Raw genomic sequence first — 25,077 nt, 5'->3', positions numbered from 1 at the left:
AGGTTTGCCGTTTCACCCAACGGCGACAGGCCGGGGTCAGACCCGCCGGGTCTGACCCCAGATTTACGCCTTTGGGTTCGTTATCGGGCCCGGACACTCAAGCATAAACAGCAACCATGAAAACCATCTTCGCCATCGCCCTCACCACCCTCATCCTAACCGGCTGCAACACCATCGCCGGCATCGGCAAGGACGTGCAGAAGGTCGGCCAGGTCGTCGAAGGCGCCGGCAGAAAATAACACCGCGGCGGCGCGCCCGTACGGCAGCGCCGCCGCCCACCAGCAGAGCACCATGGAAAAATTCACAGTCTATGAAGGCCTCGTCGCTCCACTCGACCGTCCCAACGTCGATACCGATGCCATCATTCCCAAGCAATTCCTGAAGTCGATCCGCCGCACCGGTTTCGGCCCCAACCTGTTCGACGAGTGGCGCTACCTGGATCACGGCGAGCCGGGCATGGACAACGAGCGCCGCCCCGTCAATCCCGACTTCGTGCTGAACCAGCCGCGCTACCAGGGCGCCTCGATCCTCCTGACGCGCAAGAACTTCGGTTGCGGCTCCTCGCGCGAGCACGCGCCGTGGGCGCTGGAGCAGTACGGCTTTCGCGCGATCCTGGCGCCCAGTTTCGCCGACATCTTCTTCAACAACTGCTTCAAGAACGGCCTGTTGCCCGTCGTGCTCACCGAAGCGCAGATCGATCATCTGTTCGACGAAGTCAAGGCCTTCCCCGGCTACCGCCTGGTGGTGGACCTTGAGCAGCAAGTCATCCGCTCCCAGGACGGCAAGATCTCCTACCCCTTCCAGGTCGACGCCTTCCGTAAATACTGCCTGATGAATGGCCTCGACGACATCGGCCTGACCCTGCGTCATGCCGACAGCATCCGCGCCTTCGAGGAGCGTCATCTGGCAAGCCAGCCCTGGCTGGCCAACTCGATCTGAGAACAACTATGAAAATCGCAATCCTGCCGGGCGACGGCATCGGCCCCGAGATCGTCGCCCAGGCCGTCAAGGTCCTGAACGCATTGGACGAACAGTTCGAACTCGAGACCGCGCCGGTCGGCGGCGCCGGCTACGAGGCCGCCGGCCACCCGCTGCCGGAAGCCACACTGGCGCTGGCCAAGGCCGCCGACGCCGTGCTGTTCGGCGCCGTGGGCGACTGGAAGTACGACACGCTGGACCGTCCGCTGCGTCCCGAGCAGGCCATCCTCGGCCTGCGCAAGAACCTCGGCCTGTTCGCCAACCTGCGTCCCGCCATCCTGTATCCGGAACTGGCCGGCGCCTCCACGCTGAAGCCCGAAGTGGTGTCGGGCCTGGACATCCTGATCATCCGCGAACTGACCGGCGACATCTATTTCGGCCAGCCGCGCGGCGTGCGCACATGCCCGGATGGCCCGTTCCAGGGCCAGCGCGAAGGCTTCGACACGATGCGCTACGCCGAAGGCGAGATCCGCCGCATCGCCCACGTGGCATTCCAGGCGGCGCAAAAGCGCGGCAAGCGCCTGACTTCCGTGGACAAGGCCAATGTGCTGGAGACGTTCCAGTTCTGGAAGGACATCGTCACCGATGTGCACAAGGAGTATCCGGACGTGGCGCTGGATCATATGTACGTCGACAACGCCGCCATGCAGCTGGTGCGGGCACCGAAGAAGTTCGACGTCATCGTCACCGGCAATATGTTCGGCGACATCCTGTCCGACGCCGCCGCCATGCTGACGGGCTCCATCGGCATGCTGCCATCGGCCTCGCTGGACGCGAACAACAAGGGCCTGTACGAGCCGTCGCACGGCTCGGCACCGGACATCGCCGGCAAGGGCATCGCCAATCCGCTGGCGACGATCCTGTCCGCCGCCATGATGCTGCGCTACTCGCTGGGCCGCGCCGAGCAGGCCGACCGCATCGAGCACGCCGTCAAGGCCGTGCTGGCACAGGGCCTGCGTACGCCGGACATCTTCGAAGAAGGCACCACCAAGGTGGGCACCGAGCAGATGGGCGACGCGGTGGTCGCCGCACTGGCGAAATAATTTGAGCGCCGCGGGCCCGTTCCGGTCAGCCGGACGGACCCGCGCGGCGTTACACGAGAACACACAAAATAATCCGAGGGATTCCAAATGAAACTAGTAGGTCTGGTAGGTTGGCGCGGCATGGTCGGTTCGGTCCTGATGCAACGCATGCAGGAAGAGGGCGACTTCAATCACATCGAGCCGGTGTTCTTCTCGACGTCGAACACGGGCGGCAAGGCCCCGGCGATGGCGAAGAACGAAACCACGCTGAAGGATGCGATGGACATCGACGAGCTGAAACGCTGCGAGATCATCATCTCCTGCCAGGGCGGCGACTACACCAGCGCGGTGTTCCCGCAGCTGCGCGCGGCCGGCTGGAACGGCTACTGGATCGACGCCGCCTCCACGCTGCGCATGGAGAAGGACGCCGTGATCGTGCTGGACCCCGTCAACCTGAACGTCATCAAGGACGCGATGACGAAGGGCGTGAAGAATTTCATCGGCGGTAACTGCACCGTGTCGTGCATGCTGATGGGCCTGGGCGGCCTGTTCAAGCAGGACCTGGTCGAGTGGATGACGTCGATGACCTACCAGGCCGCTTCCGGCGGCGGCGCGCAGCACATGCGCGAGCTGCTGACGCAGTTCGGCACCATCAACGGCGCCGTCAAGGGCCTGCTGGACAACCCGGCTTCCGCGATCCTCGAGATCGACCGCCAGGTGCTGGCCACCCAGCACGGCCTGTCGGCTGAAGAAACCAAGCAGTTCGGCGTGCCGCTGGCCGGCAACCTGATCCCCTGGATCGACAAGGACCTGAACAACGGCCAGTCGAAGGAAGAGTGGAAGGGCGGCGCCGAGACCAACAAGATCCTGGGCCGCGGCGCCGATTTCGGCTCCTCGGTGATTCCGGTGGACGGCCTGTGCGTGCGCATCGGCGCGATGCGCTGCCACTCGCAGGCGCTGACGATCAAGCTGAAAAAAGACGTGCCGCTGGACGAGATCAACGACATCATCGCGAACGACAACCAGTGGGTGAAGTTCGTGCCGAACACGCGCGAAGCGTCGGTACGCGACCTGACGCCGGCCGCCGTCACCGGCAGCCTGACGATCCCGGTGGGCCGCGTGCGCAAGATGTCGATGGGCCCGGAATACATCTCCGCGTTCACGGTGGGCGACCAGCTGCTGTGGGGCGCCGCCGAACCGCTGCGCCGCATGCTGCGCATCGTGCTGGACAAGTAATCCGGCGGGGTGGAAGCGCAAGGCCGGGCTCTTCGGGGCTCGGCCTTTTTTATTGCCCAGAATAAAAGAAACTGTTATTCTGATAATTCAAAAATCACAATCACAGAGGATGTCATGAAACGCTTCGCTGCCCTTTCCCTTGCACTTGCCGCACTGTCCAGTGGCGCCGTCCAGGCCGCCAGTTCGGTTGCCACCCTGAGCGACTACGGCTTTCGCCTCGTCGACCTGAACCCCTACGACGGTATCGCACCCTCGATTACGTTCACGAGCGCAGAGGCGCACAGCTATGCAGGGGTGGCGCCGATCGCTGGTGAAGGCTTGATGCAATACGACCACGCTTGGTCGACTTGGTACGGCGACATTCTTGCCCAGGCGAGCGCGCGCAATGCCAAGGCATCCGGCAGCGTTATCGACGGCGAAATCATCTCGCGTGGTGCCGTCGAGGGCGACGGGGAGTTTTACGCGAACACCCACTGGGGGGCCAACTTTACGCTGAGCGCCCACACCAAGCTGATCTTCACTGGTACGGCCTCAGCCAGCTATACCGGCTTCGGTGCTGACTACCCAAAAGATTATGGCAGCGCCTACGTGTACGTGAGCTTGCTCGACAACCAGTTCACGGGACCCTATAACCAACAGGTCTATTACAGCAGTGGGGTCTACAGCTATACGCCTGTGCCGGTCGATACCATGAACGAGCGCGTGCGCCTCGAGTTTTTCAATAACGGCGATACCGACCTGTATGGCCGCTTCAATGTGGACGTCGGCGCGGCGGGTACGATCGCCCCGGTTCCGGAACCGGCGACCTACGCCATGCTGGTTGCCGGCCTCTTGTTGACGACCGCCGTGGCACGGCGCCGCAAGCAGGGCTGATTCCCGCCCTATGCACAGTCGAGGCGGTTCGACGGCGCGAACAGGAGCAAAGGTCGATGCGGCCTCCCTCGTTCGGTGTTGTCGAGCCGTCCACACCGGGCGCTCACCGCAGAGGTGCGGAACTTGCGCGCCGAGGGGGCATGGTGTTATGTTGAGACGTCTGGGAAAGTAACTTTTTTCCCGTTGCCAACTTTATACGACACAATATGCCCGCACAAAAACGCTCCCGGATCGCCTCGTTCGCGCTGCACACCATGACTTGCGCCGTGCTCGGCACGGCACTGCTGGGCCCTGCGGCCGATGCGGCCGGCCTTGGCAAGCTGACGGTGCTGTCCGCGCTGGGCCAGCCGCTGCGGGCGGAGATCGAGCTGAGCGCCGTCACGCCGGAAGAAGCGGCCGACCTGACGGCGCGCTTGGCGCCGGCCGAGGCCTTCAAGGCCGCCAATATCGACTTCAATCCCGCGCTGCTGAACCTGCGCTTCGAGATCGAGCAGCGCGGCGGGCGGCACTTCATCCGCGTCACGTCCACCCAGCCCGTCAACGAGCCCTTCGTCGACATGCTGCTGGAGCTGACCTGGGCCAAGGGCCGCCTGGTGCGCGAATACACCTTCCTGCTCGATCCCGCCGAGATGCGCGCGACGCAGGCACCGCAGGTGGCAGCGCCGGTGGACGTCGCTCGCGGCGGCCAGGCCCGCCAGGGCACGACCACGCCGGGCAGCAGCACGGCCGCGCCAGCGCAGCCGGCGACACAGCCGGCGGCGCCGACGGCGCAGCAGCGCCGCGAGGAACAGAACCAGCCGGACGTGCGCGTCAAGCGCGGCGACACGCTGAGCGAGATCGCCACCGACATCAAGCCGGCCGGCGTCTCGCTGGACATGATGCTGGTAGCGCTGTTCCGCGCCAATCCGGAAGCGTTCAGCGGCAACAATATGAACCGGCTGAAGTCCGGCACGATCCTGTCTGTGCCGGGGGCGGACGCCGTGCGCAGCACCACCGCGCGCGAGGCCCGCCGCATCGTCGTCGCCCACGCGGCCGACTTCAATGCCTATCGCGAGCGCCTGGCCGGCCAGGTCGCCGCCAGCACGCCGACGAAGAAGCCGGAAGCGGCACAAAGCGCGACGGGCAAGATCACCACCAAGGTGGAGGAGCGCCCGACCGCCGTCAACGAGGCCAAGGACCAGCTGAAGCTGTCGAAGGCGGGCGAGGGCTCCGGCAAGAGCGGCGCCGCCGCTGCCGTGGAGGACAAGATCGCCAAGGACCAGCAGGTGGCCGATGCCGCCGCGCGCGTCAAGGAACTGGAGAAGAACGTCAGCGACCTGGAAAAGCTGATGACGGTGAAGAACGAGCCGGCCGCCGATGCGCAAGGCAAGGCCGCCGTGGCCCAGGCGGACAAGCCGGCCGCCGCGCCGCCGGTGCCGCCACCGGTCGACCTGACGCCGCAGGCGCCGGTCAAGGCACCGGTGACACCGCCGACCGTGCCTGCCAAGCCCGAGCCGGGCCTGATGGACACCGTGACGGAAAACATGCCGCTGATCGGCGTGGCGCTGGCCACCTTGCTGGCGGCCGTCGGCCTGGCCTTGTCGCGCCGCCGCAAGGCGCAGGAGAAGAAGGTCGTCGTCGCCAAGCAGGAAGTGGCGGCGCTGGCCGACCCAGGCATCCCGGCGCAGCCGCTGCACGAGGAGGCGGGCGGCCAGAGCGTCGACACCAGCAACAGCGTGTTCAATTCGAACTTCGCGCCGTCGGCGAGCCAGCTCGACACCAACGAGGTGGACCCGGTGGCGGAAGCGGATGTCTACATCGCCTACGGCCGCGACCTGCAGGCCGAGGAGATTCTGAAGGAAGCGCTGCGCACGCATCCCGAGCGTCACGCGGTGCGCCTGAAGCTGATGGAGATCTACGCGACGCGCAAGGATACGCGCGCGTTCGAAGCGCAGGCCAGCGAGCTGTATGGCATGACGAAGGGGCAGGGCGAGGACTGGGCCCAGGCGGCGGCACTGGGCCGCACGATCGACCCGCGCAATCCGCTGTACGCGGGCGGCGACGCTGCCATCGGCGGCGGGTATGCCGCGGCGGCCGGTGCGGCCGCGGTGGCGGCGGGCGCCGCGGCGTATGCGGCTGGCGAGGCGGACCGCATGTCCGACTTCGGCAGCATGCTGGACGAGCGGCGCGAGGCACGCGATGCCCAAGCGCCCGACGAAGGCCTGGACCTGGACCTGGCCAGCCCGCCGCCGGCCCGCACGGACGACGTCACGGCCGACCCACTCGATTTCGACTTCGCCGACGACAAGCCGGCCGCGCACGCGGAACAGGAACCGGCGGCCAACCTGATGGACTTCGACTTCGCCGACGAACGCACGGCGACTCCGGCCTCGGCCTCGGCCTTGGCCCCAGCGCCGGCGCCCACCGTGGCCGAAAGCGATGGCGATCACCTGCTCGACTTCGACCTGGGCGGCCTGGCGGACGAGCGTCCCGCGGCTGGTACGCCGCAGGCGCAGGCGGCCGAGGAAGCCGCGCCCGATCACCTCGACCTGGCGTTCGACGCCAGCGACACGCCACCGGCCGCCGAAACGGCCACGCCGTCCAGGCTGGACGAACTGGGCATGGATTTCGACCTGGACCTGCCGGGCGCGGACCAGCCCGCAGTGCAGGCAACAGCAGCGGCACCCGCTCCAGCCGATCCGCTGGCCGAACTGGACCTGATGGACTTCGACCTGCCGGCCGACGTGCCGCCGGGCCAGGCCGCGGCACAACCGGCGCAGGAGCCGACGCTGGGCCTGGACGAGCAGGACTTCGCGCTGCCCGACCTGCCGCAGGCCGAGGAAGCCGTGACGGCCGCGCCGCCGCCGGAGTTCGACCTGTCCGGCATCGACCTGGACCTGGACGAGGACAAGACGGCCGCGCCGGACCCGTATGCGACCTCCGCCCAGGCGAAAGCGGAAGCCGCCGCGGCCGAAGCCGAAGCCATCGAGGCGCCGACGGCCGAACCGATGTCGGCGCTGCAGATGGAGATGGACACCAAGCTGGACCTGGCCATCGCCTACCAGGAGATCGGCGACAAGGAAGGCGCGCGCGAGCTGCTCGACGAAGTCATCCGCGGTGGCACGGACGACCAGGTGGCACGCGCCAACCAGATGCTGGCGCAGCTGGGCTGAAGCCCGGCCGGGCCACGGCGCGTATAATGCCGGCTCCGCACATCAGCTAATAAAGAGCAGGCATTGAAACGCATCGCATTGGGAGTCCAGTACAACGGCGCCGACTGGCAGGGCTATCAGGTGCAGCCGCACGGCTGCACGGTGCAGGACAAGCTGGAGCAGGCGATCGAGAAGTTCGCCTGCGTGCGTATCGGCACCACGTGCGCCGGCCGCACCGATGCGGGCGTGCACGCGCTGGGGCAGGTGGTCCATTTCGACACGGACCTGCAGCGCGAGCCGCACGCCTGGGTGCGAGGCATCAACGCCTTCCTGCCCGATTCGATCGGCGTGCGCTGGGCCAAGGAGCTGCATGAGGTCGTCGCGTATGGCGAGGCCGAGTTCGACCCGGCGGCCGACTTCCACGCGCGCTTCTCGGCGCGCTCGCGCACTTATCACTACCTGCTGTACAACCACGCCGTGCGTGCGCCGCTGCTGGCCGGGCGCGCCGGTTTCACGCACCGGCCGCTGGACGTGGCGCGCATGCGCGCGGCTGTCGCGCCACTGATCGGCACGCACGACTTCTCGGCCTTCCGTGCCTCCGGCTGCCAGGCGAAAACACCTGTCAAGGACATGCAGGAGATCACCATCGAGCGCCACGGCGACATGATCCTGTTCACCTTGCGCGCCAGCGCCTTCCTGCACCACATGGTGCGCAACCTGGTCGGCGCGCTGATCTACGTGGGCCAGGGCCGCGAGGACACGACCTGGCTGGGCGAACTGCTGGCGGGGCGCGACCGCACGCTGGCGGCGCCCACGTTCATGCCCGATGGCCTGTACCTGGCCAATATCGAATACGATGCCAAGTGGGGCCTGCCGCAGGAGACCCCACGCATCCTGCCCGCTTTCTGACGAGGACCATCATGCAGCGCACCCGCATCAAGATCTGTGGCCTGACCCGCGAGGAGGACGTGCGGGCGGTAGTGGCCGCCGGCGCGGACGCCGTCGGCTTCGTGTTCTACCCGAAAAGCCCGCGCTACGTGACGCCGGCGCGCGCCGCCGAGCTGATCGCGCTGCTGCCGCCGTTCGTCACGGCGGTCGGGCTGTTCGTCAACGCCACGGCCGAGGAAGTGGCCGCGACGGTGGCCGTGGCACCGGTCGGCCTGCTGCAGTTCCATGGCGACGAGACGGCCGCGCAGTGCGCTGCGGCGGCGGCGGCCGCGAACCGGCCGTTCCTGCGCGTGTTCCGCGTAAAAGGGGACACGGCCGGGAATGAGCTGCTAGAATACGAGACAGAATGCCGCGCATCGTCCCGCCTGTTCGCGGGCGTGCTGCTCGATACGTTTGTCGATGCCTATGGCGGCGCAGGAAAGGTTTTCGATTGGTCTCTCATTCCAAAAGATCTCGCGCATCGGGCCGTTTTGAGTGGTGGCTTGAGCGTACACAACGCGACTGGCGCCGTAGCCAGCGTGCGCCCTTACGCGGTTGACGTCAGCAGTGGCGTCGAGGCCGCGAAGGGCATCAAAGATGCCCGCCTGATCGCGCAATTCGTTGCCGCGGTGCGGGCAGCCGACGATACCGCGACCTCCGCCTAGCCACTCATCCATGCGCCCGTGGGGCGCCGCCACCGGCAGGCGAGGTCCAAGACGAGAGAGCTTGCCATGAAATCCCCGATCGCCAACGGCCCAGCCGCCCTGTTTCACGCCACCGATTACCACCTGCCCGACCCGACCGGCCACTTCGGCCCGTACGGCGGTTCCTTTGTCGCCGAGACGCTGACTTACGCGCTGGCCGAGCTGAACGAAGCGTATGCGCGCTACAGCCGAGACCCCGAGTTCCTGGAAGAGTTCCGCTACGAGCTGAAGCACTTCGTCGGCCGTCCTTCGCCGATCTATCACGCCCGCCGTTGGTCCGAGATGGCGGGTGGCGCCCAGATCTACTTCAAGCGCGAGGACCTGAACCATACGGGCGCGCACAAGATCAACAACGTCATCGGCCAGGCCCTGCTGGCGAAGCGGATGGGCAAGCCGCGCATCATCGCCGAGACGGGCGCCGGCCAGCACGGCGTCGCCACGGCAACGATCTGCGCCCGCTTCGGCCTGGAATGCGTGGTCTACATGGGCAGCGAGGACGTCAAGCGCCAGGCCCAGAACGTCTACCGGATGAAGCTGCTGGGTGCCACCGTCGTGCCTGTCGAGTCCGGTTCGAAGACCCTGAAGGACGCGCTCAACGAGGCGATGCGCGACTGGGTCACGAATATCGAAAACACGTTCTACATCATCGGCACGGTGGCGGGACCGCACCCGTACCCGATGCTGGTGCGCGACTTCCAGTCCGTGATCGGCGAGGAATGCCTGGTGCAGATGCCGGAAATGACGGGCCGCCAGCCCGACTACGTGCTGGCATGCATCGGTGGCGGCTCGAACGCAATGGGCATCTTCTACCCATACATCGACCAGAAGGAAACGCAGCTGATCGGCGTGGAGGCGGCGGGCGAGGGGCTCGATTCCGGCAAGCACGCGGCGTCGCTGACGAAGGGCTACCCGGGCGTCCTGCACGGCAACCGCACCTACCTGCTGCAAAGCGACGACGGCCAGATCATCGAGACGCACTCGGTCTCCGCCGGCCTCGACTATCCCGGCGTGGGCCCGGAACACGCCTGGCTGAAGGACTCGGGCCGCGCACAATACGTGTCCGTCACGGACGAGGAGGCGCTGCAGGCCTTCCACGACTGCTGCCACATCGAGGGCATCATCCCGGCGCTGGAATCGTCGCACGCGCTGGCATACGCGGCCAAGCTGGCCGCCACGCTGCCCAAGGACAAGATCGTGCTGGCCAACCTGTCCGGGCGGGGCGACAAGGACATGCACACGGTGGCCGAGCGGATGGGGCTGAACTTTGGCTAAGTTGCCTGAAAAATGGGGACAGACCCCATTTTTTCAGAAACATTGCCTGAAAATTGGGGCGGTCCGGCGCACCGGCTGTCCCATTCATTGAGAAACTTTGCCGAGAATAAAAATGTCCCGTATCGCCCAAACCTTCGCCACCCTGAAAGAACAGAACAAGACCGGTCTCGTGACCTTCATTACCGCCGGCGATCCGTCGCCAGCGCTCACCGTGCCCCTGCTGCACGCGCTCGTCGCCGGCGGCGCCGATGTGCTGGAGCTGGGGGTGCCGTTTTCCGACCCGATGGCCGAGGGGCCCGTCATCCAGCGCGCGTGTGAGCGCGCACTTGCCCAGGGTGTCGGCATCCGCCACGTGTTCGAGCACGTGCGTGAGTTCCGCCAGACCAACCAGACCACGCCGGTCGTACTGATGGGCTATGCCAACCCGATCGAACGGATCGGCGTCGACGCCTTTATCGCCGCCTCGAAAGAGGTGGGGGCGGACGGCGCCATCGTCGTCGACTACCCGCCGGAAGAGTGCGAGGAATTCGCCGGCAAGATGCGCGCTGCCGGGCTTGACGTCATCTTCCTGCTGGCGCCCACATCCACGGATGCGCGCATCGCCCAGGTCGCCAAGGTGGGCAGCGGCTTCTCGTATTACGTGTCACTGAAGGGCGTGACGGGCGCCGGCAATATCGATACGGCCCAGGTGGCCGAGCGCATTGCGGCGATTCGCCAGCACGTCAGCCTGCCGATCGGCGTCGGCTTCGGCATTCGCGACGCCGCCACGGCCAAGGCAGTGGCCAAGGTGGCGGATGCGGTCGTCATCGGTAGCCGTGTCATCCAGGAAATCGAGGCCAGCACGCCCGAAAACGCCCCGGCCGCCGTCCAGGGCTTCGTGGCCGGCATCCGCCGCGCGCTGGACGAGTAAGCGCTAACACAGCCGAGCCCGTGTCGCATATGGTGACTGGTACCGATGTGGAACACGGGCTCGGCCGTTATAGGGCCTGGAAGCCGCATAAAATCTGACGGTCGTGCGAAAAGTTGGCAAATTGGAATGTTCGACAGGTGTGGCGGAACAGGCTACACTTCGCCCCTCAGTCAGAGCAACAGGAGAAAATATGAGCTGGTTGGAAAAATTGCTGCCACCGCGCATTCAGCGCTCGGAAGCTGCCGCTCGCAAGACGATGCCCGAGGGTCTGTGGGTCAAGTGCCCCTCCTGCGAGGCCGTCCTGTACCGGACCGATCTGGAATCGAACCTGCACGTCTGCCCCAAGTGCGACCACCATATGCGCATCCGCGCCCGCGAGCGCCTCGATGCGCTGCTCGACGCCGGCGGCCGCTATGAAATCGGCCAGGAAAGCCTGCCGGTCGACACCCTGAAATTCAAGGACAGCAAGAAATACCCCGATCGCCTGAAGCAGGCGATGGAAGCCACCGGCGAGACCGATGCGATGATTTGCATGGGCGGTTCGATCATGAGCCTGCCTGTCGTCGTCGCGTGCTTCGAATTCGAATTCATGGGCGGCTCGATGGGCTCCGTCGTCGGCGAACGCTTCGCCCGCGCGGCCCAGGTGGCCGTCGAGCAGAAGGTGCCGTTCATTTGCATCACCGCCACCGGTGGCGCGCGCATGCAGGAAGGCCTGTTGTCGCTGATGCAGATGGCGAAAACCACCGCGATGCTGACCAAGCTGTCGGAAAAGAAACTGCCGTTCATCAGCGTGCTGACCGACCCGACGATGGGTGGCGTGTCCGCCTCGTTCGCCTTCATGGGCGATGTCGTGATGGCCGAGCCGAAGGCGCTGATCGGCTTTGCCGGCCCACGCGTCATCGAGAACACCGTGCGCGAGAAGCTGCCAGAAGGCTTCCAGCGCTCCGAGTTCCTGCTGACCAAGGGCGCGATCGACATGATCGTCGACCGCCGCAAGATGCGCGAGGAAATCGCGCGCCTGCTGGCGCTGCTGCAGAACCAGGCTGCCGAAGTGCTGGCCTGAGCCGTCAGCAGGGTTCAACCCGCGGGGACAGGTGCCTGTCCCCAGTGTCACCGGGCGCTGATAGAATGGCGCCTTTCCTCGCATTCCTGAAGTCATGTCCACTCCCACCACCCTCCCAGCCTGGCTGGCGCTGCTCGAGTCGCGCCATGCCGAAACCGTCATCAACATGGGCCTGGAGCGCGTGCGCGCCGTCAAGGAGCGCCTGCAGCTGCGGTTCTCCTGCCCCGTCATCATGGTGGCCGGCACCAACGGCAAGGGTTCCACCTGCGCGATGCTGGAATCGATCCTGCTGCGCGCGGGCTACCGGGTGGGCCTGTACATCAAGCCGCACTTCCTCGACTTCAACGAGCGTGCCCGCCTGAACGGCGACCTGGCCAGCGACGCGCAGCTGGTAGAGGCTTTTGATGCCGTCGAGGCTGTGCGCGGCGATACGCCGCTGACGTATTTCGAGTTCACCACGCTGGCGATCATGCACCTGATGAGCAAGGCGCCGCTGGACGTCGTGATCCTCGAGGTGGGCCTGGGCGGGCGCCTGGATGCCGTCAATGTCGTCGATGCGGACGTTGCCATCGTCACCAGCGTCGACATCGACCACGTCGACTACCTGGGCGGCACGCGCGAGCAGATCGGCTTCGAGAAGGCAGGCATCTTCCGCGCGGGCAAGGCCGCCATCTGCAGCGACCCGGTGCCGCCGCAGGCGCTGATCGACCACGCCGCCGCCATCGGTGCCGACCTGTGGCTGATGGGCCGCGACTTCAACTACGCGGGCGACAAGCAGCAGTGGAACTACGGCGGCCGCTCGCAGCGGCGCAATTCGCTGGCCTACCCGAGCCTGCGTGGCGCCAACCAGTTGTTGAACGCCTCGGCCGCGCTGGCGGCGCTGGAAGTGCTGAAGAACGAGCTGCCGGTGGGCGCGCAGGAAGTGCGCCACGGTCTCGTCACCGTCGAGCTGCCGGGCCGCTTCCAGGTACTGCCGGGCCGCCCCACCGTCATCCTCGACGTGGCGCACAACCCGCACGCGGCCGCCGCGCTCAACCAGAACCTGGGGAATATGGGCTACCACCCCTATACGTTCGCCGTGTTCGGCTCGATGCACGACAAGGACATCGATGGCGTCATCAAGGCGATGTCCGAGCACGTCGATCACTGGTGCCTGACGACGCTGCCGTCGCCTCGTGCGGCGAGCGCCTCCGAACTGGCGGCGAAAGTGCAGATGCTGGCGGGCCAGGAGCAGCAGGACCGCACCGTCAACGTGTTCGACGATCCCGCCGCGGCTTTTGCAAATGCAATGAGTAGGGCTGGGGAGAATGATAGAATTGTGGTCTTTGGATCGTTCCTGACCGTTGCCGGCGTCATGGCCGCACGTAAATCCTCACTCCACTGAGAAATTCACGCATGGGCTTGTTCTCGAAATTTGGTAAAAACAAGCAGGAGTCTGTTGAAGACAGCGGCTATTACCGGGCCGCCGACGACAGGAATCTCGCCGAACGTGCCCGCGCCAAGCGCGCGGCGCATGCCGGCGCCGAGGCCGCCGCCGCCCGTGGCCGCGGCCGTGCCGCCGGGCGCGATGTGCCCGATCCCGTGTTGCCCGAAAAGAAACGCGCGCGCCGCCGCCTGGTGGGCGCCATCGCGCTGGCGCTGGCCGTCGCCATCGGCCTGCCGATGATCCTCGACTCCGAGCCGAAGCCGCTGGCCAACGACATCGCCATCCAGATTCCCGCCAAGGACAAACCGGCCGACGACAAGCCGGCCGAGGAAACCACCGTCGCCGCCGCGCCGGCCAAGCCCGTCCAGCAGGACGAGGCGCTGGACCAGAGCGAGGAGATCGTCGAGCCGGCCGAGCCGGCGCCGAAGACTGCCGCCGTTGCGCCAGCCGCGCGCGCGGAGCCGAAGGAGCCGATCGCCTGGACCGAGCCGAAAGAGGTGAAGCCCGAGCACAAGCCGGACAGCAAGCCTGAACCGAAGACGGATACCCGCCTGGCCGAGGCCGAAGCGAAAGCCAAAGCCCGGGCCAAGGCCGAGGCCAAGGCCGAGGCGGAGGCCGAAGCGAAAGCCAAGGCGCGGGCGGAGGCGAAGGCCAAGGTCGAGGCAGAGGCGGAAGCGAAGGCAAGGCGCGAAGCCAAGGCCGAAACGAAACCGGAGCCGAAGCACGAAGCGAAGCCGGACGACGCCGCGCGCGCCATGGCGATCCTGGAAGGCAAGGGCGCCGCCAAGCCGGCCGAGGCCGAAGGCGCCAGCCGTTACGTGATCCAGGTCGCCGCCTTGTCCGCCAAAGACAAGGTGGATGAGCTGCAGGGCAAGCTGCAGGCGGCCGGCATCAAGTCGTTTACGCAGAAGTCGCCGTCGGGCGAGCTGACCCGCGTCAAGGTGGGCCCGTTCGGCAGCCGGGAAGAGGCGGAAAAGGCCAAGGCGAAGCTGCAGAAGATCGGCTTGTCCGGCAGCCTGGTTCCCGTCTGAACCCTGCAGCAGCTGACGCGGCAACGTGACGATTTTCGATTACCTCGTGCTGTTCGTGCTGGGCGCTTCCATCATTGTCAGTACGCTGCGAGGGCTGGTGAAGGAGATGTTGTCGCTGCTGGGCTGGATCGTCGCGTTTGTTGTCGCCAATACCTATAGCGCGGCACTGGCCGCGCTGCTGCCGGCCGCGATTCCAGGCGAGGTCGTGCGCCTGATCGTCGCGTTCATCGTGCTGTTCATCGGCGTGCGTATCCTGATGGGCTTGTTGTCGATGGCGATATCGGCACTGGTCGAGGCCGGTGGCCTGACCCTGGCGGACCGGGGCCTGGGCGGCCTGTTCGGACTGGGCCGGGGCCTTGTGATCGTGCTGGCCGCCGTCATATTGTGCGGCATGACGTCGATCCCCCAGCAGGATTTCTGGCGGCAGGCGCTGCTCAGCCCCCTGGCCGAGAGCGGCGCCCGCACCGTGAAACCCTTTCTGCCCGCTGCCGTCGCGCAGCACGTGCAATTTTAGATTTCTTAAATCCGTAGCACCCAATCCAGGAGCACAGTATGTGTGGCATCGTCGGCGTCGTCTCCCATCAACCCGTCAATCAGCTGCTGTATGACGCGCTGCTGCTGTTGCAGCATCGCGGCCAGGACGCGGCCGGTATCGCGACCAATCACAGCAGCATGTTCTCGATGCACAAGGCCAACGGCCTCGTGCGCGACGTCTTCCGTACCCGCAATATGCGTTCGCTGATGGGCAATACCGGCATCGGTCACTGCCGCTACCCGACGGCCGGCTCGTCGTCGGAAGAGGAAGCGCAGCCGTTCTACGTCAACGCACCGTTCGGCATCACGCTGGCGCACAACGGCAACCTGACCAACTGGGAACAGCTCAAGAAAGAGATGTTCGAGAACGACCGCCGCCACATCAACACGGACTCCGATTCGGAAGTGCTGCTGAACGTGCTGGCGCATGAGATCCAGAAGGCCACGACCGGTTACTCGATCGACCCGGACACGATCTTCCAGGCCGTCACCGCGTTGAACCGCCGCGTGCGTGGCGGTTACGCGGCCGTGGCGCAGATCGCCGGCGTCGGCATGCTGGGCTTCCGCGACCCCTTCGGCATCCGTCCGCTGTGCCTGGGCGTCAACGAGTCCGAGCAGGGCACCGAGTACCTGATCGCCTCCGAATCGGTGGCGCTGGAAGGCATGGGCTTCCGCTTCGTGCGCGACATCGCGCCGGGCGAGGCCGTCTTCATCGACGCCAACCACAAGCTGCACAGCCGCATCTGCGCCGACAATCCGTCGCTGAACCCGTGCGTGTTCGAATACGTCTACCTGGCCCGTCCCGACTCCGTGATCGACGGCGCCTCGGTCTACAACACGCGCCTGAAGATGGGCGAGTACCTGGCCGAGAAGATCAAGCGCGAGGGCCTGGCCGACGATATCGACGTCGTCATGCCGATCCCCGATTCGTCCCGTCCCGCCGCGATCCAGCTGGCGCTGCGCCTGGGCAAGGAATATCGCGAGGGCTTCATCAAGAACCGCTACATCGGCCGTACCTTCATCATGCCGGGCCAGGGCCTGCGCAAGAAGTCGGTGCGCCAGAAGCTGAACGCCATCGGCGACGAATTCAAGGGCAAGAACGTGCTGCTGGTGGACGACTCCATCGTGCGCGGCACGACCAGCCGCGAGATCGTGCAGATGGCGCGCGACTCCGGCGCCAAGAAGGTGATCTTCGCCTCTGCCGCGCCACCGGTGCTGTACCCGAACGTGTACGGCATCGACATGCCGACCCGCGACGAGCTGATCGCCCACGGCCGCACCACGGAAGAAGTGTGCCGCGAGATCACGGCGGACGCGCTGGTGTACCAGGACCTGGACGACCTGAAGAAGGCCATCGCCGACGTCAACCCGGCGCTGAAGAACTTCGAGGCGTCCTGCTTCGACGGCGTCTACGTGACGGGCGACGTGTCGCCCGAATACCTGGACCGCATCGAGCACGCGCGCCACAACCCGAAGGCCAAGGTGGTCGAGGACGCCGCGCGCACGCAGCTGAACCTGAACGCCGCGACGACCGAGGCGTAACCCGGCAAGGGCCCCCAGCGGGCCCTTTTTTTATTTCCAAAAATCGGGGACAGTCCCGGACTTTTCTGACGCCTACTTCAAAAATCCGGGACAGTCCCGGATTCTGCTGACATGACCGATAAAAAAACCTACGGCTTCACGACGACGATCCTGCACGGCGACCGCCAGAAGCCCATCGAGCAGGGTTCGCTGCACAAGCCCGTCCATACTTCCGTCGCGTTCGGCTATACGGACGCGCGCCAGCTTGCCTCCGTGTTCCAGGGCCGCGAGCCGGGCTTCCGCTACGGCCGCCAGGGCAACCCGACCGTGTCGGCGCTGGAAGAGAAGATCACCAAGATGGAAGGCGGTATCGCCACGTTGTGCTTTGCCACCGGCATGGCGGCGATTGGCGCCGTGTTCCAGGCGCTGCTGCGCGCGGGCGACCACGTGGTGTCGTCGTCGTTCCTGTTCGGGAATACGAACTCGCTGTGGCAGACGGTGGCGGGGCAGGGCGTGGGCGTCGATTTCGTCGACGCGACCGACATGGCCAACGTGGCCGCGGCGCTGAAGGAGAACACGCGCATCGTGTTTGTCGAGACGATCGCCAACCCGCGCACGCAGATCGCCGACCTGGCGCGCATCGGCCAGCTGTGCGCCGAGCGGGGCATCCTGTACATCGCTCTTATGGACAACACGATGACGACGCCTTACTTGTTCCAGCCGAAGGCGGTGGGGGCCGGCCTGGTCGTCAACTCGCTGACGAAGTCGATCGGCGGCCACGGCAATGCGCTGGGCGGCGCACTGACGGATACCGGGGTGTACGACTGGAGCCGATTCCCGAACATCTTCGAGAACTATAAAAAGGCGGCGCAGCCGATGTGGGGCATCACGCAGATCCGCGCCAAGGGCTTGCGCGACTTCGGCGCCTCACTGGGACCGGAGGCGGCGCACCATATCGCCGTGGGCGCGGAAACGCTGGCGCTGCGCATGGAGCGCACCTGCGCCAATGCCAAGGCGCTGGCGCAAATGCTGGCGGCCGACGAGCGCGTGGCGGCCGTGCATTACCCGGGCCTGCCGTCGCATCCGCAGCATGGCATCGCCAGCGAGCTGTTCAAAGCCTACGGTTCGCTGTTCAGCTTCGAGCTGAAGGATGGGATCGACTGCTTCGACTACCTGAACCGCTTGAGGATCGCGGTGCCAGCGTCCAACCTGGGCGATACGCGCACCCTGGTGATTCCGGTGGCGCACACGATTTTCTACGAGATGGGGGCGGAGCGCCGGGCGTCGATGGGGATTGCCGAGTCGCTGATCCGGGTGTCGGTCGGGATCGAGGATACGGCGGATCTGGTGGAGGATTTCCGGGCGGCCTTGGACGTTTGATGGGTTGGGGTCTGTCCCTTTGGGACTGACACCGAAGTTTGCTCGCGTTCAGCCAGCTGTTGATGCATCTGTTCAAACTTCGGGGTCAGTCCCTGTGCAGGGACAGACCCCAGGCCAGACCAGTGAATCGGCTTAGTGCCAGGTCCGCAGCAACCCGACCGCCAGGCCTTCCAGCGCGAACTCGTCGGTCTCCGGATCGACGGTGATGACCTTGAAGTCCGGGTTTTCCGGCAGCAGCTCGACGGTCGAGCCGGTACGCCGGTAGCGCTTGACGGTCACTTCGCTGCCGATGCGGGCCACGACGATCTGGCCGTTCTTGGCACTGTCCACCTTCTTCACGGCCAGCAGGTCGCCATCCATGATGCCGATGTCGCGCATCGATTCGCCGCGCACCTTCAGCAGGAAGTCCGGCTTGGCCGAGAACAGGGCCGGGTCGACGCTGTAGCTCGTCTCCAGGTTTTCCTGTGCCAGGATGGGCGAGCCGGCGGCCACGCGGCCGATCAGCGGCAGCGACATCAGCATGCCGGCCGGGACCTGCGGCAGCGGGCCCAGGTCGGCCGGCTTGGCGGCGGACGCCGGGGCCGGGCGCTCGCCCAGCAGGCGGATGCCGCGCGACGTGCCGGCGGTGATCTCGATCGCACCCTTGCGCGCGAGCGCCTTCAGGTGCTCTTCGGCCGCGTTGGCGGATTTGAAGCCCAGCTCGGCCGCGATTTCCGCGCGGGTCGGAGGGAAGCCGGTGTTCTCGATGGCATCCCTGATCAGATTGAGAATTTGTTCCTGTCTTGCGGTGAGCTTGATCATGGTGCGATGGGCTGTTTATATAGACAGTCTGTATTTTTGTACAGTGTCCGCGGGATTGCAAGGGAAATTGTTGTTTTGGCCGAAATATTCTTGACTTCGGCTGCTCTTGGGTGAAAACCGGGGACAGTCCCCTCTGGGGACAGTCCCCAATGCATCATGCGCGCGTAGCGCGCGGGCAGCCGACCTCAGGCGGTCGGGGTGCTGGATTTATCGACAAAATGCTGCTATAGTCGCGGGCTTACCTCTTCCCACACCCGTCTTGACGCCGGGGTGGGCTATCAACAGTCCTTAAGGGAGTTTGCATGCGTCACTATGAAATCGTATTTATCGTCCATCCGGACCAGAGCGAGCAAGTGCCCGCGATGATCGAACGTTACAAAGCCAGCGTGACCTCGCGCGGCGGTAACGTGCACCGCGTGGAAGATTGGGGCCGCCGTCAGATGGCGTACTCGATCCAGAAACTGGCCAAGGCACACTACATCTGCATGAACATCGAGTGCGACAACGACACCCTGGTCGAACTGGAAACCGCATTCAAATTCAATGATGCCGTGCTGCGTCACCTGACCGTCAAGATGAAGAAAGCGGAAACCGCTCCTTCGCCGATGATGAAGTCGGTCCAGCGTGAAGACGCGGCCAAGAGCCACCGCGCCGAAGCACCAGCAGCCGCCCCAGCCGCTGCGGCCTAAGCTGGTCGGCGTAAGTTCTGATCGGGAGTTTCGCTGAACCAGCTCCAGTTTGTCGGCCTCATCACCGAGCGGGAAGTGTTGCGATACACGCCAGCCGGTCTGCCACTGGTGAATGCAGTATTGCAGCACAGTTCGCAGCAGATGGAAGCCGGCATTGCCCGCCTGACCGAGTTCGAGATTGCCGCGGTAGCCGCGGGAGAGATCTCCAACCGCTTCAGCACGGCGCCACTGGGAGGCACGTACGAGTTCACGGGATTCCTGGCCAAGAAGAACCGCCACAGCAAGAGCCTGGTATTTCACATCATTGATTTCCGTGCTGTCATGACAGCACAACATTTAGATACAGGAGCCTAAAATGGCATTCGGTAAAAAGTTCGACAAAAACAAAGCAAAGCTGAAAGAGAAGCGCAAACAGCAAAACCCTCTGTTCAAGCGCAAGAAGTTCTGCCGCTTCACCGCCGCTGGCGTTGAGCAAGTGGACTACAAAGACGTAGACACGCTGAAAGATTTCATCCAAGAAAACGGCAAGATCATGCCAGCACGCCTGACCGGCACGAAGGCGCACTACCAGCGTCAAGTCGACACCGCCATCAAGCGCGCCCGCTACCTGGCCCTGCTGCCTTACACCGATCTGCACCACGCTTAATCGCGGTTCAGATAGATCCTGGAGAGAACTATGCAAATCATTCTGTTGGAAAAAGTCATCAACGTCGGCAACCTGGGCGACGTCGTGAAGGTCAAGGACGGCTACGCACGTAACTTCCTGATCCCGCAAAAGCTGGCACGTCGTGCCACGACGGCCGCCGTGGCCGAGTTCGAAGCCAAGCGCGCCGAACTGGAAAAAGCCGCCGCTGAAAAGCTGGCTGCCGCACAAGGCCAAGGCGAAAAGCTGAACGGCATGACCGTGACCGTGTCGCAGAAGGCCGGCGTGGATGGCCGTCTGTTCGGTTCCGTGACCAACTACGACATCGCCGAAGCGCTGACGAAGGCTGGTTTCGCAGTCGAAAAGGCTGCCGTACGCCTGCCGACCGGCCCGCTGAAGACCGTGGGCGAGCACCCGGTCTCCGTGTCGCTGCACACCGACGTCGTGGTCGAAGTGACCGTGGCCGTCGTGGGCGACGCAGCCTAAGTCGCGCCGGGAATTTATTCCACGGTCAGACTGTCTTAGCTTTGAAGAAGCCGGGTTCGCCCGGCTTTTTTATTGCATTGTGAAGATGGCACGATTGCCCGCAAAGCGTTGAAAATGCAACGTTTTGCTCAGGTCGGTGCCTTTCTTTAATGAACTTCGCAAACCCGAAGCAGGTATAATTCGCGCCATGAACGCCGCCCCATCCGACCCGCAAGTCGACTCCCTACGCATCCCGCCGCATTCCATCGAGGCAGAACAGTCCGTCATCGGCGGCCTGCTGCGCGATAACGCCGCGTGGGACCGCATTGCCGACTTCATGAACCCGGAGGATTTCTACCGCTACGACCACCGCATCATCTTCGAGCAGATGGTGCGCCTGATTAACGCGGGCAAGCCGGCCGACGTCATCACCGTCTACGAGGCGCTGACGATGCTGGGCAAGGCCGACGAAGTGGGCGGCCTGCAGTACCTGAACGCGATGGCGCAGAACACGCCGTCCGCGGCCAACATCCGCCGCTATGCCGAGATCGTGCGCGACCGCGGCGTGCTGCGCAAGCTGATCACCGTGGCCGACGAAATCTCCGGCAACGCCTTCAGCCCGCAGGGCAAGGAAGTCAAGCAGATGCTGGACGAGGCGGAGTCGAAGATCTTCGCCATCGCCGAAGCGGGCTCGCGCGGTTCGTCCGGCTGGACTGCCGTGCAGCCCCTGCTGACGCAGGTGGTCGAGCGCATCGACGAGCTGTACAGCCGCGAAAGCACCAGCGAGATCACCGGCGTGCCGACCGGCTTCATCGACCTGGACCGAATGACCTCCGGCCTGCAGCCGGGCGACCTGGTCATCGTGGCTGGCCGTCCGTCGATGGGCAAGACCGCGTTCTCCGTCAACATCGGCGAGAACGTGGCGATCGAAGCGGGCCTGCCCGTGGCCGTGTTCTCGATGGAGATGGGCGGCGCCCAGCTGGCCATGCGTATGCTGGGCTCGGTCGGCCAGCTGGACCAGCACAGGCTTCGTACGGGCAAGCTGAACGACGAGGACTGGCCGCGCCTGACGCACGCCATCCAGAAGATGAACGAAGCCCAGCTCTACATCGACGAGACGCCGGCGCTGAACCCGATCGAGATGCGCGCGCGGGCGCGCCGCCTGGCGCGCCAGTGTGGCAAGCTCGGTCTCATCATCGTCGACTACCTGCAGCTGATGCAGGGCTCCCAGCCGGGCGACAACCGCGCCGCCGAGATCTCCGAGATCTCACGGTCGCTGAAAGGGCTGGCGAAGGAATTGCACTGCCCCGTGATCGCGCTGTCCCAGCTGAACCGCTCGCTGGAACAGCGCCCGAACAAGCGTCCCGTCATGTCCGACCTGCGCGAATCCGGCGCTATCGAACAGGATGCGGACGTGATCATCTTCCTGTACCGCGACGAGGTCTACAACCCCGACTCGCCGGACAAGGGAACCGCCGAGATCATCATCGGCAAGCAGCGTAACGGTCCCATCGGCGCGATCCGCCTCACGTGGATGGGCATGTACACCAAGTTTGGCAACTACACCGGCAACCTGTCGATCTACCAGGGCGACTGACGAAGCTCATCGACGGTTGCCACCGGGCCTTCCGCGCGCGAGGGCCCCGCAGCACCACCGAATCAACCAACGGAGAACAAAATGTTTGGACGCTTGATGCCCACCGAGGGCAAATTCTTTGACCTGTTCAACCAGCATGCGGAGCTGTGCGTCAAAGGCGCGAAAGAAATGCTTGGCCTGATGACCAACTTCGACGACCTGGAAAATCGCGTGCACGCGATCGAGAGCATCGAGAAGCAGGCCGACAAGATCACCTACACCACCGTCGACCTGCTGCACAAGACGTTCATCACGCCGATCGACCGCGACGACATCCACAAGCTGATCACCAAGATGGACGACATCCTGGACATGATGGAAGACGCCGGCCAGACCGTGTCGCTGTACGACCTGCATGCCGTGACGCCGGAAGCGAAACGCCTGGCCGAACTGGTGCTGGCCTGCTGCGAGAAGGTCAAGGACGCCGTGGCGCTGCTGTCGAACATGGACAACGCGCGCGACATCGTCGCCATCTGCGAAGAGATCGACCGCCTGGAATCGGATGCCGACCACGTGATGCGCGCCGCCATGTCGAAGCTGTTCCGCGACGAACCGGACGTGCGCAACCTGATCAAGATGAAGGCGATCTACGAGATCCTGGAAACCGTGACGGACCGCTGCGAGGACGTGGCCAACATCATCGAAGGCATCATCGTCGAAAACGCGTAAAGCGCCAGCGATAGAAACTACAACAATATGCAGACCCTACAAATCAGCATCTACGCGCTGGCTGTACTGATCTTCCTGGCACTCGTCTTCGACTTCATGAACGGCTTCCACGACGCCGCCAACGCGATCGCGACGGTGGTGTCGACGGGCGTGCTGAAGCCGCAGTCGGCGGTGGCGATGGCCGCCTTCTTCAACTTCATCGCGATCTTCATCGTCGGGCTGAAAGTGGCCCAGACCATCGGCAAGGGCACCATCGATCCGCACGTGGTGGACCATTACGTCATCTTCGGCGCGCTGGTCGGCGCCATCGTCTGGAACCTGATCACGTGGTACTACGGCATTCCGTCGTCGTCGTCGCACGCGCTGATCGGCGGCCTGGTGGGCGCGGCCGTCGCCAAGTCCGGTACCGGCGCGCTGATCGCCGGCGGCCTGATGAAGACCGTCATGTTCATCGTGCTGGCACCGCTCCTGGGCTTCGTGCTGGGTTCCATCATCATGCTGATCGTCTCGTGGGTGTTCGTCAAATCGACGCCACGCAAGATCGACGGCTGGTTCCGCCGCCTGCAGCTGGCTTCCGCCGCCGCCTACAGCCTGGGTCACGGCGGCAACGACGCGCAGAAGACCATGGGCATCATCTGGATGCTGCTGATCGCCTCCGGCCACGTGGCCGCGACCGATGCCGAGCCGCCGCTGTGGGTCATCATCGCCTGCTACGCGACGATCTCGTTCGGCACGCTGTTCGGCGGCTGGCGCATCGTGAAAACCATGGGCCAGAAGATCACGAAGCTCAAACCCGTCGGCGGCTTCTGCGCCGAGACCGGCGGCGCGCTGACCCTGATCATGGCGTCGTTCTGGGGCGTGCCCGTCTCGACGACGCACACGATCACGGGCGCCATCGTCGGCGTCGGCTCGGCGCAGCGCCTGTCGGCCGTGCGCTGGGGCGTGGCCGGCAATATCGTGTGGGCATGGATCTTCACGATTCCCGCTTCCGCGTTCGTGGCCGCCATCGCCTGGTGGCTGGGTCGCCACATCATGTAACACAGCCGCAGGTGTCAAACCCGCAGGTGACAGGCACCGATCCTCGAGTCCTCGACTCGAAGATCGGTGCCTGTCACCATGGGTTCCTGCTTCAAGCAATCATTCCGATGCTGGGCTAAAATGGCCCGATGTCTTCCGCATCCGCACTGCTGTCCCGCCTCAAGCCTGACAATTTCACGCTTGCCCTCCTGAGCACCGTCGCCATCGCGTCGGTGCTGCCCTGCACCGGGCAAACCGCCGTCGTCTTCGGCGACATCACCACCTTCGCCATCGGCCTGTTGTTCTTCCTGCACGGCGCCAAGCTGTCGCGCGAGGCGATCGTGGCCGGCCTGACGCACTGGCGCCTGCACTTGCTGGTGCTGGCCTGCACCTTCGTGCTGTTCCCCATCCTCGGCCTGGCCTTGAAGCCGGTCGCGCTGGCGGTGCTGACACCGGACCTGTATCTGGGCCTGCTGTTCCTGTGCATGCTGCCGTCCACCGTGCAGTCGTCCATCGCGATGACGGCGATGGGGCGCGGTAATGTGCCGGCGGCGATCTGCAGCGCGTCCGCGTCGAACTTCCTTGGCATCTTCATCACGCCGCTGCTGGTCGGCGCCTTCATCGTGCAGGGCCAGGCGGGACGCTCGTCGCTCGATGCCGTGCTGGCCATCGTGCTGCAACTGCTGGTGCCGTTCATTGCGGGGCAGGTGTGCCGGCGCTGGATCGGCGCGTGGGTCGACCGCCACAAGCCGATGCTGAAATACGTCGACCAGGGCTCGATCCTGCTGGTCGTGTATACGGCGTTTTCCGAAGCCGTGTCCGAAGGGCTGTGGCACAAGCTGTCGCCGCAGCTGCTCGTGACCCTGGGCCTGATCTGCTGCGTGCTGCTGGCCGTGGTGCTGGGGCTGTCGTTCTGGGCCAGCCGGCGGTTGGGCTTTTCCAGCGCGGACGAGGTGACGATCGTGTTCTGCGGTTCGAAGAAAAGCCTGGCCTCGGGCGTGCCGATGGCCAAGGTGCTGTTTGCCACGTCGTCGCTGGGCATGATCATCCTGCCCGTGATGCTGTTCCACCAGATCCAGCTGATGGTGTGCGCCGTGCTGGCGCAGCGCTTCGCGCGCCGCGCCGACTGACGGGTGCCGCCCGTCGGCT

General features: G+C 65.0%; 25 protein-coding genes. 24 read left to right on the top strand and 1 reads right to left on the bottom strand.

Features of this window, described 5'->3' with window-relative positions:
• Nucleotides 1-116 precede the first annotated feature (116 nt).
• The 16 genes from E7V67_019640 to E7V67_019565 all read left to right on the top strand — a co-directional run bounded on the left by E7V67_019640 (nt 117) and on the right by E7V67_019565 (nt 18,008).
• A complete protein-coding gene (locus tag E7V67_019640) occupies nt 117-239 on the top strand; it encodes an entericidin A/B family lipoprotein (GenBank protein WUR11897.1) in 123 nt (40 codons plus the stop codon).
• 52 nt (nt 240-291) lie between these two features.
• A complete protein-coding gene (leuD, locus tag E7V67_019635) occupies nt 292-939 on the top strand; it encodes a 3-isopropylmalate dehydratase small subunit (GenBank protein ID WUR11896.1) in 648 nt (215 codons plus the stop codon).
• An 8-nt stretch (nt 940-947) separates the two neighbouring features.
• Nucleotides 948-2,021 carry a 3-isopropylmalate dehydrogenase gene (gene leuB, locus E7V67_019630; protein WUR11895.1) on the top strand — a complete coding sequence of 358 codons (1,074 nt, stop codon included), beginning with the start codon at nt 948-950 and terminating at the stop codon, nt 2,019-2,021.
• A gap of 87 nt (nt 2,022-2,108) precedes the next feature.
• On the top strand, nt 2,109-3,236 hold the full coding sequence (asd, locus tag E7V67_019625) for an aspartate-semialdehyde dehydrogenase (GenBank protein WUR11894.1): 1,128 nt from the start codon (nt 2,109-2,111) through the stop codon (nt 3,234-3,236).
• A 114-nt stretch (nt 3,237-3,350) separates the two neighbouring features.
• The gene (locus E7V67_019620) at nt 3,351-4,109 is read left to right on the top strand and encodes a PEP-CTERM sorting domain-containing protein (protein ID WUR11893.1); all 759 of its coding nucleotides are present in this window, start codon (nt 3,351-3,353) and stop codon (nt 4,107-4,109) included.
• 206 nt (nt 4,110-4,315) lie between these two features.
• Nucleotides 4,316-7,261, top strand: coding sequence for a FimV/HubP family polar landmark protein (locus E7V67_019615; GenBank protein WUR11892.1), 2,946 nt, complete (start codon nt 4,316-4,318; stop codon nt 7,259-7,261).
• Nucleotides 7,262-7,324: 63 nt separating this feature from the next.
• Entirely contained in the window at nt 7,325-8,149 is an 825-nt protein-coding gene (gene truA / locus E7V67_019610) for a tRNA pseudouridine(38-40) synthase TruA (GenBank protein WUR11891.1), read from the top strand.
• Between the two features lie 11 nt (nt 8,150-8,160).
• Complete coding sequence (locus E7V67_019605) at nt 8,161-8,832, top strand: phosphoribosylanthranilate isomerase (protein ID WUR11890.1); 672 nt, start codon at nt 8,161-8,163, stop codon at nt 8,830-8,832.
• A gap of 66 nt (nt 8,833-8,898) precedes the next feature.
• The gene (gene trpB, locus E7V67_019600) at nt 8,899-10,143 is read left to right on the top strand and encodes a tryptophan synthase subunit beta (protein WUR11889.1); all 1,245 of its coding nucleotides are present in this window, start codon (nt 8,899-8,901) and stop codon (nt 10,141-10,143) included.
• Nucleotides 10,144-10,255: 112 nt separating this feature from the next.
• Complete coding sequence (gene trpA, locus E7V67_019595) at nt 10,256-11,053, top strand: tryptophan synthase subunit alpha (protein ID WUR11888.1); 798 nt, start codon at nt 10,256-10,258, stop codon at nt 11,051-11,053.
• Nucleotides 11,054-11,243: 190 nt separating this feature from the next.
• Complete coding sequence (gene accD, locus E7V67_019590; GenBank protein WUR11887.1) at nt 11,244-12,116, top strand: acetyl-CoA carboxylase, carboxyltransferase subunit beta; 873 nt, start codon at nt 11,244-11,246, stop codon at nt 12,114-12,116.
• Between the two features lie 94 nt (nt 12,117-12,210).
• A complete protein-coding gene (folC, locus tag E7V67_019585; protein ID WUR11886.1) occupies nt 12,211-13,500 on the top strand; it encodes a bifunctional tetrahydrofolate synthase/dihydrofolate synthase in 1,290 nt (429 codons plus the stop codon).
• Between the two features lie 11 nt (nt 13,501-13,511).
• Nucleotides 13,512-14,573, top strand: coding sequence for an SPOR domain-containing protein (locus E7V67_019580; GenBank protein WUR11885.1), 1,062 nt, complete (start codon nt 13,512-13,514; stop codon nt 14,571-14,573).
• Between the two features lie 25 nt (nt 14,574-14,598).
• Nucleotides 14,599-15,087: a CvpA family protein gene (locus E7V67_019575; protein ID WUR11884.1), complete on the top strand. Its 489-nt coding sequence runs from the start codon at nt 14,599-14,601 to the stop codon at nt 15,085-15,087.
• A gap of 38 nt (nt 15,088-15,125) precedes the next feature.
• Complete coding sequence (gene purF, locus E7V67_019570) at nt 15,126-16,649, top strand: amidophosphoribosyltransferase (protein WUR11883.1); 1,524 nt, start codon at nt 15,126-15,128, stop codon at nt 16,647-16,649.
• 111 nt (nt 16,650-16,760) lie between these two features.
• Complete coding sequence (locus E7V67_019565; protein ID WUR11882.1) at nt 16,761-18,008, top strand: cystathionine gamma-synthase family protein; 1,248 nt, start codon at nt 16,761-16,763, stop codon at nt 18,006-18,008.
• Between the two features lie 132 nt (nt 18,009-18,140).
• On the opposite strand, the gene lexA is transcribed toward E7V67_019565, so the two are convergent.
• Complete coding sequence (lexA, locus tag E7V67_019560) at nt 18,141-18,809, bottom strand: transcriptional repressor LexA (GenBank protein WUR11881.1); 669 nt, start codon at nt 18,807-18,809, stop codon at nt 18,141-18,143.
• A gap of 302 nt (nt 18,810-19,111) precedes the next feature.
• Here lexA and rpsF point away from each other — a divergent pair, with 302 nt between their 5' ends.
• The 8 genes from rpsF to E7V67_019520 all read left to right on the top strand — a co-directional run bounded on the left by rpsF (nt 19,112) and on the right by E7V67_019520 (nt 25,058).
• Nucleotides 19,112-19,498 carry a 30S ribosomal protein S6 gene (gene rpsF / locus E7V67_019555; GenBank protein WUR11880.1) on the top strand — a complete coding sequence of 129 codons (387 nt, stop codon included), beginning with the start codon at nt 19,112-19,114 and terminating at the stop codon, nt 19,496-19,498.
• A 33-nt stretch (nt 19,499-19,531) separates the two neighbouring features.
• The gene (priB, locus tag E7V67_019550) at nt 19,532-19,852 is read left to right on the top strand and encodes a primosomal replication protein N (GenBank protein WUR16315.1); all 321 of its coding nucleotides are present in this window, start codon (nt 19,532-19,534) and stop codon (nt 19,850-19,852) included.
• 1 nt (nt 19,853) lies between these two features.
• Nucleotides 19,854-20,144 (top strand): 30S ribosomal protein S18, encoded by a 291-nt coding sequence (rpsR, locus tag E7V67_019545; GenBank protein WUR11879.1) that lies wholly within the window; start codon nt 19,854-19,856, stop codon nt 20,142-20,144.
• A 30-nt stretch (nt 20,145-20,174) separates the two neighbouring features.
• On the top strand, nt 20,175-20,627 hold the full coding sequence (gene rplI, locus E7V67_019540) for a 50S ribosomal protein L9 (GenBank protein ID WUR11878.1): 453 nt from the start codon (nt 20,175-20,177) through the stop codon (nt 20,625-20,627).
• Nucleotides 20,628-20,814: 187 nt separating this feature from the next.
• A complete protein-coding gene (locus tag E7V67_019535) occupies nt 20,815-22,203 on the top strand; it encodes a replicative DNA helicase (protein ID WUR11877.1) in 1,389 nt (462 codons plus the stop codon).
• An 81-nt stretch (nt 22,204-22,284) separates the two neighbouring features.
• Nucleotides 22,285-22,911: a DUF47 domain-containing protein gene (locus E7V67_019530; GenBank protein ID WUR11876.1), complete on the top strand. Its 627-nt coding sequence runs from the start codon at nt 22,285-22,287 to the stop codon at nt 22,909-22,911.
• Between the two features lie 27 nt (nt 22,912-22,938).
• On the top strand, nt 22,939-23,949 hold the full coding sequence (locus tag E7V67_019525) for an inorganic phosphate transporter (protein ID WUR11875.1): 1,011 nt from the start codon (nt 22,939-22,941) through the stop codon (nt 23,947-23,949).
• 128 nt (nt 23,950-24,077) lie between these two features.
• Nucleotides 24,078-25,058, top strand: a complete 981-nt coding sequence (locus tag E7V67_019520) for a bile acid:sodium symporter family protein (GenBank protein ID WUR11874.1) — start codon at nt 24,078-24,080, stop codon at nt 25,056-25,058.
• The last annotated feature ends 19 nt before the right edge of the window (nt 25,059-25,077 follow it).

The organism is [Empedobacter] haloabium (assembly GCA_008011715.2).
Lineage (GTDB): Bacteria > Pseudomonadota > Gammaproteobacteria > Burkholderiales > Burkholderiaceae_D > Rugamonas > Rugamonas haloabia.
Note: the sequence above shows the minus strand (reverse complement) of the source record. Positions and strands in the feature narration are given on the sequence as shown.

Coding starts and splice junctions, on each gene's coding strand:
- E7V67_019640 (WUR11897.1), top strand. CDS start 117: ATGAAAACCATCTTCGCCATCGCCCTCACCACCCTCATCCTAACCGGC.
- leuD (WUR11896.1), top strand. CDS start 292: ATGGAAAAATTCACAGTCTATGAAGGCCTCGTCGCTCCACTCGACCGT.
- leuB (WUR11895.1), top strand. CDS start 948: ATGAAAATCGCAATCCTGCCGGGCGACGGCATCGGCCCCGAGATCGTC.
- asd (WUR11894.1), top strand. CDS start 2,109: ATGAAACTAGTAGGTCTGGTAGGTTGGCGCGGCATGGTCGGTTCGGTC.
- E7V67_019620 (WUR11893.1), top strand. CDS start 3,351: ATGAAACGCTTCGCTGCCCTTTCCCTTGCACTTGCCGCACTGTCCAGT.
- E7V67_019615 (WUR11892.1), top strand. CDS start 4,316: ATGCCCGCACAAAAACGCTCCCGGATCGCCTCGTTCGCGCTGCACACC.
- E7V67_019605 (WUR11890.1), top strand. CDS start 8,161: ATGCAGCGCACCCGCATCAAGATCTGTGGCCTGACCCGCGAGGAGGAC.
- trpB (WUR11889.1), top strand. CDS start 8,899: ATGAAATCCCCGATCGCCAACGGCCCAGCCGCCCTGTTTCACGCCACC.
- trpA (WUR11888.1), top strand. CDS start 10,256: ATGTCCCGTATCGCCCAAACCTTCGCCACCCTGAAAGAACAGAACAAG.
- accD (WUR11887.1), top strand. CDS start 11,244: ATGAGCTGGTTGGAAAAATTGCTGCCACCGCGCATTCAGCGCTCGGAA.
- folC (WUR11886.1), top strand. CDS start 12,211: ATGTCCACTCCCACCACCCTCCCAGCCTGGCTGGCGCTGCTCGAGTCG.
- E7V67_019580 (WUR11885.1), top strand. CDS start 13,512: ATGGGCTTGTTCTCGAAATTTGGTAAAAACAAGCAGGAGTCTGTTGAA.
- purF (WUR11883.1), top strand. CDS start 15,126: ATGTGTGGCATCGTCGGCGTCGTCTCCCATCAACCCGTCAATCAGCTG.
- E7V67_019565 (WUR11882.1), top strand. CDS start 16,761: ATGACCGATAAAAAAACCTACGGCTTCACGACGACGATCCTGCACGGC.
- lexA (WUR11881.1), bottom strand. CDS start 18,809: ATGATCAAGCTCACCGCAAGACAGGAACAAATTCTCAATCTGATCAGG.
- rpsF (WUR11880.1), top strand. CDS start 19,112: ATGCGTCACTATGAAATCGTATTTATCGTCCATCCGGACCAGAGCGAG.
- rpsR (WUR11879.1), top strand. CDS start 19,854: ATGGCATTCGGTAAAAAGTTCGACAAAAACAAAGCAAAGCTGAAAGAG.
- rplI (WUR11878.1), top strand. CDS start 20,175: ATGCAAATCATTCTGTTGGAAAAAGTCATCAACGTCGGCAACCTGGGC.
- E7V67_019535 (WUR11877.1), top strand. CDS start 20,815: ATGAACGCCGCCCCATCCGACCCGCAAGTCGACTCCCTACGCATCCCG.
- E7V67_019530 (WUR11876.1), top strand. CDS start 22,285: ATGTTTGGACGCTTGATGCCCACCGAGGGCAAATTCTTTGACCTGTTC.
- E7V67_019525 (WUR11875.1), top strand. CDS start 22,939: ATGCAGACCCTACAAATCAGCATCTACGCGCTGGCTGTACTGATCTTC.
- E7V67_019520 (WUR11874.1), top strand. CDS start 24,078: ATGTCTTCCGCATCCGCACTGCTGTCCCGCCTCAAGCCTGACAATTTC.